Source organism: Streptomyces sp. LMG1-1-1.1 (genome assembly GCF_040815545.1).
Classification (GTDB): domain Bacteria; phylum Actinomycetota; class Actinomycetes; order Streptomycetales; family Streptomycetaceae; genus Streptomyces.
On record NZ_JBFPNH010000001.1, the window covers coordinates 66,150 to 79,240 of the forward strand.

Here is a 13,091-nt window from a genome sequence, read left to right on the forward strand (position 1 = left end):
AGATGAGCCAGGTCGGGAACGAAGAGAAGCTCCTCAAGTACCTCAAGAAGGTCACCGCGGACCTGCACCAAGCCCGGCAGCGCATAGCCGAGTTGAGCGCCACGAGCACCGAGCCGGTGGCGATCGTGGGGGTGGCGTGCCGTTTTCCGGGTGGGGTGTCGTCGCCGGAGGATCTGTGGCGGTTGGTTGCCGGTGAGGTGGATGTCATCGGTGGGTTCCCCGGGGATCGGGGGTGGGATCTGGGGTCGTTGTTCGATGAGGATCCGGATCGTGTGGGGACGAGTTATGCCCGTGAGGGTGGGTTCCTGGATGACGCGGCGGGGTTCGACGCGGGGTTCTTCGGTATTTCGCCGCGTGAGGCGTTGGGGATGGATCCTCAGCAGCGGTTGATGTTGGAGGCGTCGTGGGAGGTGCTGGAGCGGGCGGGTGTCGATCCGGCCGGGTTGCGGGGCAAGCCGGTCGGCGTCTTCACCGGCGCGGTCGGCAGCGACTACCGGGCCGAACCCGGCAACGTCCCCGACGACGTCGAGGGCTACCTCCTCACCGGCGCCCTCGGCGGCGTGCTCTCGGGCCGCGTCTCGTACGTCCTCGGCCTCGAAGGCCCCGCGGTGACCGTCGACACCACCTGCTCCTCCTCCCTCGTCGCCCTGCACCTGGCGGTGCAGTCGCTCCGGTCGGGCGAGTCCTCGCTCGCCCTGGCCGGCGGCGTGACGGTCATGACCTCACCAGGCGCGTTCGTCGGCTTCTCCCGGCAGCGCGGCCTCGCCCCCGACGGCCGCTGCAAGGCCTTCGCGGCCACAGCGGACGGCACCGGCTGGTCCGAGGGCGCCGGCGTCCTGCTCCTTGAGCGGCTCTCCGACGCGGTGCGCAACGGCCGCCGCATCTGGGCCGTCGTCCGCGGCACGGCCCTCAACCAGGACGGCGCCTCGAACGGCCTCACCGCACCCAACGGCCCCTCCCAGCAGCGAGTGATCCGCGCGGCCCTCGCCAGCGCGGGGCTCGCCGCGACGGAGGTCGACGCCGTGGAGGCGCACGGCACGGGCACCTCGCTGGGCGACCCGATCGAAGCGCAGGCACTGCTCGCCACCTACGGGCAGGGGCGTGACGAGGAACGGCCTCTGTGGCTCGGCTCGTTGAAGTCCAACCTCGGCCACACGCAGGCAGCCGCCGGCGTGGCCGGTGTCATCAAGATGGTGATGGCGATGCGGCACGGTGTGCTGCCGCGCACGCTCCACGTGGACGAGCCCACCCCCCAGGTGGACTGGACCGCCGGCGCCGTCGAGCTGTTGACGGAGTCCCGCCCCTGGCCCGAGCTCGACCGGCCCCGCCGTGCGGGCGTCTCCTCCTTCGGCGCCAGCGGAACCAACGCCCACGTGATCCTGGAACAGGCTCCGGAGCCTGAACCGGCGCCGGTAGAGGCGCCCGAGACCGAGATCCCCGGACCGGTCCCCCTCGTCGTGTCGGCCCGTGGCAAGGCAGGACTCGCCGCACAGGCCCGGGAGTTGGCGTCGTTCCTGTCGGAACGCGCGGACGTGCGCCTTGCCGACGCCGGGCGCGCGCTGGCCGGGACGCGGAGCGCCCTCTCGGAGCGTGCCGTGATCGTGGCCGACGACCGCGCCGAGGCCTTGAAGAGCCTTGAGGCACTGGGCAAGGGCGAGCCGGACCCGGCGCTCGTCACGAGTACGGCTGTGGACGGTGGCCGGCTGGCGATCCTGTTCACGGGGCAGGGGAGTCAGCGGGTCGGGATGGCTCGGGGGCTGTACGAGCGGTTCCCGGTGTTCCGGGAGGCGTTCGACGCGGCGTGTGCGGCGCTGGATGTGCGGTTGGCCGGGCATGTGGAGCAGCCCGTCGCGGAGGTCGTGTTCGGTGCGGAGGGTGCTCTGCTGGATCGGACGGTGTTCACGCAGGCCGGGTTGTTCGCGGTGGAGACGGCGTTGTTCCGGTTGGTGGAGTCGTGGGGTGTCCGCCCCGACTTCGTCGGCGGCCACTCGGTGGGTGAGCTGACGGCCGCGCATGTGGCGGGGGTGCTGTCCCTGGACGACGCGGCGACGCTGGTCGCGGCGCGTGGCCGGTTGATGCAGGCTCTGCCTTCGGGTGGGGCGATGGTGTCGGTGGCCGCCTCTGAAGAGGTCGTACGTCCGCTCCTGACCTCGGGTGTCGATATCGCTGCCGTGAATGGTCCGGCCTCTGTCGTGATCTCCGGTGTTGAGGGCGAAGTCCTCGCCCTGTCCGAGACGTTGGCGGCGCGGGGTGTGAAGGCCCGGCGTTTGAATGTTTCGCATGCTTTCCATTCGGCGTTGATGGAGCCGATGTTGGAGGAGTTCCGTGCGGTCGTGAAGGGGTTGGAGTTCCGGTCGCCGCGGGTTGGGCTGGTCTCGAATGTGACCGGGGAGATCGCGGATCCGGAGTTGGTGGCACGTCCTGAGTATTGGGTGGAGCACATCCGGGCCGCGGTGCGATTCGCTGAGGGTGTGCGGGCGTTGGAGCGCGCGGATGTGGTGACGTTCCTGGAGTTGGGTCCGGATGCGGTGCTGTCGGCGATGGGTGCGGATTGTCTGACGGGTGATGCTGCGGTCTTCGTGCCGTCGTTGCGTCGTGAGGGTGACGAGGTGCGTGCGTTGGTGTCCGCGCTGGGTGGTCTGCATGTGCGGGGTGCGGCGGTGGATTGGCGGGCGCTGCTCGGTGAGGGCGCGGGGTGGCCGGTGGAGTTGCCGACGTACGCCTTCCAGCGACAGCGCTACTGGTTGGAGGGCGGCGGGGGCTCGGGAGATCCCGCGGGTCTGGGTCTGCTCGGTGTCGATCACCCGTTGCTGGGCGCGGTGACGGAGGTGCCCGGATCGGGAGCGCTGCTGTTCACCTCGCGGTGGTCGCTGCGTACGCATCCGTGGCTCGTCGGCCATGCCGTCGGCGGGGTGGTGATCGCTCCGGGCACGGCGTTCGTCGAGCTGGTGGTTCGGGCCGGGGACGAGGTGGGCTGTGAGGCGCTGTCGGAGCTGCTGATCGAGGCTCCGCTGGTGGTGCCCGAGCAGGGTGCCGTGCAGCTGCGGGTGGAGGTCGGCGCGGCCGACGAGGACGGGCAGCGGACCGTACGGGTCCACTCCCGCGCCGAGGACGCGGAGCCCGGATCCGCCTGGACCCGGCATGCGTCGGGGCAGCTGGCCGCCAGGACCGGTGCTCCCGACTTCGAGCTGGCGCAGTGGCCGCCCCAGGGCGCGGTCAGGGTGGAGGACGCGGCCGGAGCGGCGTACGGGGAGCTGGAGGAGAGCGGATACGGGTACGGGGCCGCGTTCCAGGGGTTGCGGGCGGCCTGGACGCGGGGGGAGGAGATCTTCGCCGAGATCGTCCTTCCCGAGGAGGCGGGCGGCTCCGACGGATACGCGCTGCACCCGGCCCTCCTCGACGCCTGCTTCCACGCCGCGGTCCTCCGCCAGGACCGACCGGAGCGGCGGCTCGCGCTGCCGTTCGCGTGGAACGAGGTGCGCGTGTACGCGGCCGGAGCGTCCGCGCTGCGGGTACACCTCGTGCCTGGCGGTCCGGACACGGTCAGCGTGCGGCTGGCCGACGCCTCCGGCACCCCGGTGGCGTCGGTGGAGTCCGTGGTGGCCCGTCCGGTGGCGCCGGAGAGCCTCGGTTCCGGGGCGGGGCCGGACTGGACGCGCGACGCGCTGTTCCGTCTCGAATGGACGCCGCTCGCCCTGCCCGGGACACCGGTCACGGGCGGCGGGCTGCCGACGGTGACCACCGTCCAGGAGGTGGCCGCCCTGGCCGCGGACGGTGGCGCCTCGGCTGTCGTCGATCTCCGCGCCGCCGCCGGTGACGTACGTGAGGTGACCGGTCGGGTCCTGGAACTCGCCCAGGCGTGGCTGGCCGAGCCGGCGCTGGAGGGCGGTCGGCTCGTCGTGCTGACGGGGCCCGTCGAGGACCTGGCGGCCGCATCGGTGTGGGGTCTGCTGCGCTCGGCGCAGGGCGAACACCCGGGCCGGTTCGTGCTCGTGGCCGCGGGCGATCCCCGGGCCGACCGGGCCGACCGGGCCGACCGGGCCGATGACGCCGGTCACGCCGATCAGGTCAATCCGGTTGCTTCCGTCGCTCCCGTCGCTCCCGTCGCTCCCGTCACTCCCTTCGCTTCGGTCGCCCCGGTCGAGCAAGCCGTGCTCGCGGCCGTCCTGAGCTCGGGCGAGCCGCAGGTGTCGATCGGGTCCGGTGGGGTCGTCTCCGTGCCCCGGCTGGCGCGGGCCGTGCCCGTGGCCGACCGTGGCCGGGCGCTGGATCCGGCGGGGACGGTACTGGTCACGGGCGGTACGGGTGGGCTGGGCAGGTTGGTGGCCCGGCATCTGGTGCGGGAGCACGGGATCCGGAGCCTGGTGCTGGTGTCCCGTCGGGGGCCGGGCGCGCCGGGCGCGGCCGACCTGGAGGCGGAGCTGACCGGACTGGGCGCCCGGGTAAGGGTCGTGGCCTGTGATGTGTCCGACCGCGAAGCGGTGGCCGGGGTGCTGGCGCGCGTTCCGGCAGAGGCCCCGCTGACCGGTGTCGTGCACACGGCCGGTGTGCTGGACGACGGGGTGCTCACGGCGTTGACCCCGGAGCGTCTCGACGCGGTGTTCCGTCCCAAGGCGGATGCGGCGCTGGTCCTGGACGACCTCACGCGGGATCTCGATCTGGCGGCCTTCGTGCTGTTCTCGTCGGCTGCCGGAACGCTGGGGAACCCGGGGCAGGCCAATTACGCGGCCGCGAACGCGTTCCTCGACGCGCTGGCCAGGCGTCGGCACGCGGCGGGGCTGCCGGCCGTGTCCCTGGCGTGGGGTGGCTGGGCGGAGAGCAGCGACATGACGGCGCACCTCACCGAGGCCGATCTGCGTCGCGTGTCGCGCGGCGGTGGGACCGGAGTGACCGCACGGGAAGGCCTGGAACTGTTCGACCTGGGCCTGGTGGCGTCCGACCCGGTCCTCGTCCCGGTCAAGATGAACTTCGCCGTCCTGCGCGAACAGGCCACCACGGCCGAATCCGTGCACGCGCTGCTGCGCGGCCTCGTACGGGCCGGTCGGCGCGCCGCACGGAGCGGCGACGCGGCGGTCCCCGACCTGCCCGGGCGGCTGGCGGCGCTGTCGACGGCCCAGCGGGCGGACACCCTGCTCGACGTCGTACGCGGGGAGATCGCCACGATCCTGGGGCATGCCTCGGGGGCGCAGGTGGAGCCCGAACGGGCCCTGAGCGACGTCGGGTTCGACTCGCTCACCTCGGTCGAGCTGCGGAACCGGCTGTCCGCCCTGAGCGGTCTGCGCCTCCCGGCCACGACGATCTTCGATCATCCGACGCCCAAGGCCCTGGCCCGTGCCCTGCTCCAGGAGCTGTTCCCCGACGCCCCCGCCGCCGGAGCGGCAGTCGGCCGTGAGGACGAGATCCGCCGCGTGCTGACGACGACACCGCTGGCCCGCTTCGAGGAGCTCGGGATCCTCGACAAGCTCCTCGAACTGGCCGACGGTCCGCACGCGCGGCCGGCCGCCGCGGCGGAACCCCGAGAGGACGCGACGCCGCTGATCGCGGAGATGGACCTCGACGACCTCGTCGAACGGGCGATGAGAAGTGCAAGGAACCAGCAGGGCCTCGGAGAAGGAGCAACAGCGTGACCGGTTCGGACAGCAGGGTCGTCGAGGCACTGCGCGCGTCACTCATCGAGAACGAGCGGCTGGAGAACGAGAACAGCAGGATCAGGGAGCGGCAGAACGAACCCGTCGCGATCGTGGGAATGGCATGCCGCTTCCCGGGCGGGGTGTCCTCTCCGGAGGAGCTGTGGGATCTGGTCGCCTCCGACGGCGACGGCATCACCGAGTTCCCGGTCAACCGCGGCTGGGACCTGGAGAACCTCTTCCACCCGGACCCGGACCACCCGGGTACGAGCTATGTGCGCGAGGGCGGGTTCCTGCACGACGCGGACGCCTTCGACGCCGGCTTCTTCGGCATCTCGCCGCGCGAGGCACTGGCGATGGACCCGCAGCAGCGGCTGATGCTGGAGACCTCCTGGGAGGCGCTGGAGCGGGCGGGCATCGACCCGGCGTCGCTGCGCGGCGAGCCCGTCGGTGTCTTCGCGGGAGACATGTACCAGGACTACGCGGTCGGGTACATGGACGGTGCGGCCTCGGACCCCGACAGCGTCGAAGGCCATCTGATGACCGGCGGCGCGGGAAGCATCGTGTCGGGCCGGGTGTCGTACTTCCTCGGTCTGGAAGGCCCGGCGGTGACGCTGGACACGGCCTGCTCCTCGTCCCTGGTGGCCCTGCACCTGGCGACGCAGTCACTGCGCTCCGGCGAGTCCTCGCTGGCCCTGGCCGGCGGTGTCACCGTCATGGCCAAGGCCGCCGCCTTCGTCGGCTTCTCGCGGCAGCGCGGGCTCGCGCTGAACGGCCGGTGCAAGTCCTTCGCGGCCGCGGCGGACGGCACGGGCTGGGCCGAGGGCGCGGGTGTCCTGCTCCTTGAGCGGCTCTCGGACGCGGTGCGCAACGGTCGTCGGATCCTGGGTGTCGTACGAGGATCGGCGGTGAACCAGGACGGTGCGTCGAACGGTCTCACCGCGCCCAACGGTCCCTCCCAGCAGCGGGTGATCCGCCGGGCGCTGGCGAACGCGGGCCTGCGTCCCGCCGACGTCGACGCGGTGGAGGCGCACGGCACCGGAACCGCGCTGGGCGACCCCATCGAGGCGCAGGCGCTGCTCGCCACCTACGGGCAGGAGCACGAAGCCGGCCGCCCGCTGTGGTTGGGGTCGGTGAAGTCGAACATCGGGCACACGCAGGCGGCCGCCGGTGTGGCCGGGGTGATCAAGATGGTGATGGCGATGCGGCACGGCGTGCTGCCGCGGACCCTCCACGTCGACGAGCCGACGCCGCAGGTCGACTGGTCCGCGGGCGCGGTGGAACTGCTGACGGAGTCCCGGCCCTGGCCGGAGGCGGACCGCCCCCGCCGTGCCGGTGTCTCCTCCTTCGGCGTCAGCGGCACCAACGCCCACGTCATCCTGGAGCAGGCCCCCGAGCCGGTGTCCGCCGGAAGCGACGGCGGGTCCGACCCGGTCGTACGCGGGCCGGTTCCGCTCGTCCTCTCGGCGCGCGGCAGAGGGGCTCTCGCCGGACAGGCCCGGCGTCTGGCCGCGCACCTCGCGGCACACCCGGACGTGAGCGCGGCCGACGCGGCACGTTCCCTCGTCCGCACCAGGAGCCGGCTGCCCGAGCGTGCCGTCCTCGTCGCGGGTGGCCGCGAGGAGGCGCTGGCGGGTCTGGCGGCGCTGGCCGGGGACGAGTCCGCGCCGGGTCTCGTCACCTCCCAGGGCGGCCCCCTCAACGGGCGCAAGGTGCTCGTCTTCCCCGGCCAGGGTGGCCAGTGGCCCGGCATGGGAGCCGATCTGCTCGACTCCTCACCGGTGTTCGCGGCCCGCATGCGGGAGTGCGCCGACGCGCTGGACCCGCTGACCGGCTGGTCGCTGCTCGACGTGGTCAGGCAGGCCGAGGGAGCGCCCTCGCTGGACGCGGTCGACGTCGTGCAGCCGGTGTCGTTCGCCGTCATGGTCTCCCTTGGCGCGCTGTGGCAGGCCGCGGGCTACGTCCCGGACGCGGTGGTCGGCCACTCCCAGGGGGAGATCGCGGCGGCCTGCGTGGCCGGCGGACTGACCCTGGCGGACGCGGCGAAGGTCGTCATGATCCGCAGCCGCGTCGTGGCGACCTCGCTGTCCGGCCGGGGCGCCATGGCCTCGGTCGCGGCGGACGCCGAGCGGGTGACCGAACTCCTCGCGTCCTGGCCAGGCAGGCTCGACGTCGCCGCGGTCAACGGCCCGGAGGCGTTCGTCGTCGCCGGTGACCCCGAGGCGCTGGCCGAGCTGATCCGCACCTGCGAGGACGCCGGTGTCCGGGTCCGCCCCATCCCCGTCGACTACGCCTCGCACTCCGCCCAGGTCGAGTCCGTCGAACGGGAACTCGGCGAAGCCCTGACAGGCCTCGCCCCCCGCTCCTCGAAGGTGCCGTTCTACTCCACGGTGACGGGCGGGCTCTTCGACACCGCGGGACTCGACGCCGGGTACTGGTACCGGAACCTGCGCCGTACGGTCCGCCTCGAACCGGTGGTGCGTGCCCTCGCCGCCGAGGGCCACGACGTCTTCGTGGAGGCCGGCGCCCACCCCGTGCTGGTCCCCGCGATCGAGCAGAGCCTCGAAGCCGCCGCGGTGGCGTCCCCACTGGTGATCGGGACGCTGCGCCGCGAGGAGAGCGGCCCCCGCCGCTTCCTGGAGGCGCTGGCCGCCCTCCACGTGCGGGGGGTGCCCGTCGACTGGAACGCGGTGCTGGGCGAGAGCGGCGGCCCGGCGGCCGAGCTGCCCACGTACGCCTTCCAGCGGCAGAGCTACTGGCTGGACACCGCCTCCGGCGCCGGCGACCCGGCCGGCCTGGGGCTGGCCGCCGTCGCGCACCCCCTGCTGGGCGCGATGACGGAGATCCCCGGCTCTGGGGCCCTCCTGTTCACCTCCCGCCTGTCGCTGTTCACGCACCCCTGGCTGGCGGACCACGCGGCCGCGGGGACGGTCCTCGTACCCGGCGCGGCCCTGGTCGAGCTGGCCCTGCGGGCCGGTGACGAGGCCGGCTGCGAACTGCTCGCCGAGCTGGTCATCGAGGCCCCGCTCGTCATGCCCGCACAGGGCGGCGTGCAGCTGCGGGTGGAGGTCGCCGACGCGGACGGTTCGGGACAGCGCCGGTTCACCATCCACTCCCGCCGCGAGGACGCCGGCCCGGCCACGGCCTGGACCCGGCTCGCGTCGGGACAGCTGGCGCCCGAGAACGGCAAGCCCGACTTCGAGCTGACCCAGTGGCCGCCGCGCGGCGCCGAGCCCGTCGAGGACGCGGCCGTCACCGCGTACGAGGGACTGGCCGGCAGCGGGTACGGCTACGGGCCCGCCTTCCAGGGCCTGCGGGCGGTGTGGACCCGCGGCGAGGAGATCTTCGCCGAGGTCGCCCTGCCCGAGGAGGCCGGCAAGGCCGAGGGCTTCGGGCTGCATCCGGCGCTGCTCGACGCCTGCCTGCACGCCGGGGTCTTCCGGCCGGGCGGCGAAGAGCGGGAACTGGTGCTGCCCTTCGCGTGGAGCGACGTACGGCTGCACGCGGCCGGGGCCGACGCCCTGCGGCTGCGCCTGGTGCCGAGCGGCGAGGACACGATCACCCTGCACCTCGCCGACTCCACCGGAGCGCCCGTCGCCTCCGTCGAGTCGCTGGTGGCCAGGCCGGTGGAGGCGGCGGCCCTGCGCGCCGCCTCCGGAGCGGCGGCCGAGCAGATGTTCCGCGTGATGTGGGAGCCGACCACGGTCAAGTCCCAGGACGCCGAGCCGGCCGCGGTCTCCGTCGCCACCGCCGAGGACGTCCGCGCCCTCGCCGGAACCGACACCGCGCTCCTGCTCCTCGACGTCTTCGGCGGCGACCGCGCCGACGCCGGCGAGGTGCGCGACGTGGCCGCCCAGGTCCTGGAGCTGGTCCAGGCATGGCTGGCCGAACCCACCCTGCAGGACACCCGGCTGCTCGCCGTCACGCACGGGGCCGTCGCGGCCGAGGGCGAGCTGACGGACCTGTCGGCCGCCGCGGTGTGGGGGCTGCTGCGTTCCGCACAGGCCGAGAACCCCGGCCGTGTCGTCCTGATCGACACCGACGACACGGAGGAGTCGCTGCGCGCCCTGCCGGGCGTGCTGGCTTCCTGGGACGCGCAAGCGGCCGTCCGCAAGGGAGTGGTCCACGTGCCGCGACTGGCGCGGGCCGTGCCCGCGCGAGGACGGCAGCGGACCCTCGACCCGGCCGGCACGGTGCTCATCACCGGCGGCACCGGCGCGCTCGGCGGCCTCGTCGCACGCCACCTGGTGCGCGAACACCAGGTCGGAAACCTGCTGCTGGTGTCCCGCCGCGGACCGCAGGCGCCCGGAGCCGACGCGCTGGAGGCCGAACTGACCGGCCTGGGCGCCCGGGTGCGGATCGCGGCCTGCGACGTCGCCGACCGCGAGGCCCTGGCGGGACTCCTCGCGGAGATACCCGCCGAGGCCCCGCTGACCGGCGTGATCCACACGGCGGGCGTGCTGGACGACGGTGTCATCACGGCCCTCACCCCCGAGCGGCTCGACACGGTCTTCCGACCGAAGATCGACGCGGCCGTCCACCTCCACGAGCTGACGTCCGACCTGGACCTGGCCGCGTTCGTGCTCTTCTCCTCGGCCGCCGCCACCCTCGGCAACCCCGGCCAGGGCAGCTACGCGGCCGCGAACGCGTTCCTCGACGCCCTCGCACAGCACCGCCAGGCCACCGGCCTGCCCGCGACCTCCCTCGCCTGGGGCTGGTGGGGACAGAACTCCGAGATCGTGGAGCACCTCGGCGACATCGACCTCCAGCGCATCGACCGGCTCGGCATCCTCGCCTTCACCGAGGAGGAGGGCATGGAGCTCTTCGACGCCGCGCTGCGCGCCCCGGACGCCGTACTCGCCCCGGCGAAGTTCGACTTCGCCGCCATGCGCGCCACGACGAGCGCCGACCACGTACCCCCGCTGCTGCGCGGCCTGCTCAGGGTGGGCCGCCGTGCGGTCGGCGACGGGACGGCGGCCGGGGCGAGCCGGCTCGCGGAGGCGCTCGCCAAGGCACCCCAGGAACAGCGTGGAGCGATTCTGCTCGACGTGGTCGTCCAGGAAGCGGCGGCGGTCCTCGGCCATCTCTCGGCGGACGACTTCGGGCCGGAGACGGTCCTGTTCGAGGTCGGCTTCGACTCGCTCACCTCGGTCGAACTGCGCAACCGGCTGGCCGGCCTGACCGGGCTGCGGCTCCCCGCCGCCTTCGCCTTCGAGTACCCGACGGTGGAGATGCTCGCCGAGCAGCTGCTCGAACGGATCGACGCGGTCACCTCGGACTGACCCGCACGCCCCCCTCGACTTCCCCTCAGCACACGGCACAAAAGGAGAACGGCCTTGTTCGACAAGGACACCTACCTGGAGTACATCGGGTACTCCGGTCCCGCCCCCGCCGCCGATCTGGCGACCCTGCAGGACATCCACCGCAGGCACCAGATCCGGTTCCACTACGACAACGGCTTCATCCACAGCACCGACTTCGTCGAGTTCGACGCGGACGCCGTCTTCGAGACGATCGTGCTGAAGGGCCGCGGCGGCATCTGCACCGACCTGAACCTGCTCTTCCACCGGCTCCTCGGAGAGCTGGGCTACGAGGTCAAGCTGCTGTCGGCGAGCATGCAGCTCCTCGGCGGCGCCTGGGGTCCCGAGGTCGAGCACATGGTCATGGTCGTCACCGTCGACGGCGAGGACTGGCTGGTGGACGTCGGCAACGGCGGCATATCGATCGTGGACCCGCTGCCCCTCTCGGGCGAGACCCGGACCCAGCAGGGGATCGACTTCCGGCTGGTGCGCCAGGGCGAGTTCCACCTCCTGGAGTACAAGACCCGGAACAAGAGCTGGCGGAACGCGTACCGGTTCACGACCCGGCCCCGCGACCCCGGCGACTGGCGGGTGCTCGCCGAGCTGATCGGCGCCCAGGAGGACCGCTTCGTACGGCGGCGCAGGCGCGGCACCGAGAACGGCCAGGTCGTCCAGATCGCCAACATCTTCCTGTCCGTCGAGGACGGCGTGGAGCGCCCCAGGCCCATCCGCAACGACGAGGAACTCCGCACGATCGACGCCACCTACTTCCAGCCCGTCGCGGCCCACTGAAAAGGACACCAGACATGTCACTGTCCGAAGCGGTCCGGGCGGGTGCCTCGCCGGAGGTACTGGCGAACACCCCGCTGCCGACCGAGTTCACCGCCGCCCACCTGCGGGTGGAGGACGAGAACACCTTCCAGGGCGTGGAAGACCGGGACGTACGCAAGACCCTGCGCGTCGGCCCCGTCCCGATGCCCGAACTGGCACCCGACGAGGTGCTGATCGCCGTCATGGCCAGCTCGATCAACTACAACACCGTCTGGTCGGCGACCTTCGAGCCGCTCTCCACCTTCCGCTTCCTCAAGTCGTACGGGAAGGAAGGCGGTTGGGCGTCGCGGCACGACCAGCCCTTCCACGTCCTCGGCTCGGACGCGGCCGGTGTGATCGTGCGGGCCGGCAACGGCGTGCGCCGCTGGAAGACCGGCGACCACGTGATGGTCAACGCCGCCTGCGTCGACGACCAGGAGGCGTCGGTCCAGGCCGACGGCATGCTCAGCGACCACCAGCTCGCCTGGGGCTTCGAGACGAACTACGGCGGCCTGGCCCACTACTGCGTGGCGCGCGCCAGCCAGCTCATCCCCAAGCCGGCCCACCTCACGTGGGAGGAGGCCGCCACCGCACCGGCCTGCGCCGGAACCGCGTACCGGATGCTCGTGAGCGACCGGGGCGCCCGGATGAAGCAGGGCGACGTGGTCCTGATCTGGGGCGCCTCGGGCGGCCTCGGCGCGTACGCCGTCCAGCTCGTGAAGAACGGCGGCGGCGTCGCCGTCGGCGTCGTGGGCTCCGAGGAGAAGGCCGAGGCGGCCCGCGCGCTCGGCTGCGACCTCGTCATCAACCGTGCGGAGATCGGCATCGGCGACGACCTGGGGGACGACCCCCAACGCGTCGTGGCCCAGGGCAAGGCCCTCGGCCGGCTGATCCGGCAGGGCGTGGGCGAGGACCCGCACATCGTCTTCGACCACGTCGGCCGGTCCACGTTCGGCATCTCGGTGTTCGTCGTGCGACGCGGCGGCTCGGTCGTGACCTGCGGGTCGAGCACCGGGTACCAGCACCAGTTCGACAACCGCTACCTGTGGATGCGGCTCAAGCGGATCATCGGCAGCCACGTCGCCAACCTCCAGGAACAGGTCGACTGCGCCCGCCTGTTCACCCAGGGCAGCATCATGCCGGCGCTGACCGCGCTGTACCCCTTGGAGGAGATCGGCGAGGCGACCCGGCTCGTCCAGCTCAACGAGCACATCGGCAAGGTCGGTGTGCTGTGCCTGGCCGACCGGCCCGGCCTCGGCGTCACCGACCCCGAGCTGCGCGCGCGCATCGGCGAGGACCGGCTGACCGCGCTCCGCGCCTTCGCCCCCGACGCCCAGTCGGCCCGGTGAGGCCC

4 protein-coding genes are annotated in these 13,091 nt (G+C 72.8%); all 4 read left to right on the forward strand.

The genetic code is table 11. From position 1 onward, the window contains the following. The first annotated feature begins 2 nt into the window (after nt 1-2). From MRBLMG1_RS00175 to ccrA, 4 genes are read left to right on the forward strand one after another with little or no spacing between them, the layout of a single operon-like run. A complete protein-coding gene (locus MRBLMG1_RS00175) occupies nt 3-5,627 on the forward strand; it encodes a type I polyketide synthase (protein ID WP_367819502.1) in 5,625 nt (1,874 codons plus the stop codon). Continuing rightward, a complete protein-coding gene (locus MRBLMG1_RS00180) occupies nt 5,624-10,909 on the forward strand; it encodes a type I polyketide synthase (RefSeq protein WP_414721447.1) in 5,286 nt (1,761 codons plus the stop codon). The genes MRBLMG1_RS00175 and MRBLMG1_RS00180 overlap by 4 nt, the downstream gene beginning before the upstream one ends. A gap of 54 nt (nt 10,910-10,963) precedes the next feature. Beyond that, nucleotides 10,964-11,719 carry an arylamine N-acetyltransferase family protein gene (locus MRBLMG1_RS00185; RefSeq protein ID WP_367819503.1) on the forward strand — a complete coding sequence of 252 codons (756 nt, stop codon included), beginning with the start codon at nt 10,964-10,966 and terminating at the stop codon, nt 11,717-11,719. A gap of 14 nt (nt 11,720-11,733) precedes the next feature. Then, nucleotides 11,734-13,086: a crotonyl-CoA carboxylase/reductase gene (gene ccrA / locus MRBLMG1_RS00190; protein ID WP_367819504.1), complete on the forward strand. Its 1,353-nt coding sequence runs from the start codon at nt 11,734-11,736 to the stop codon at nt 13,084-13,086. Nucleotides 13,087-13,091 lie beyond the last annotated feature (5 nt).

What these genes read in the sequence shown, in the direction of transcription:
- MRBLMG1_RS00175 (WP_367819502.1), top strand. Translation starts at nt 3, where the DNA reads ATGAGCCAGGTCGGGAACGAAGAGAAGCTCCTCAAGTACCTCAAGAAG.
- ccrA (WP_367819504.1), top strand. Translation starts at nt 11,734, where the DNA reads ATGTCACTGTCCGAAGCGGTCCGGGCGGGTGCCTCGCCGGAGGTACTG.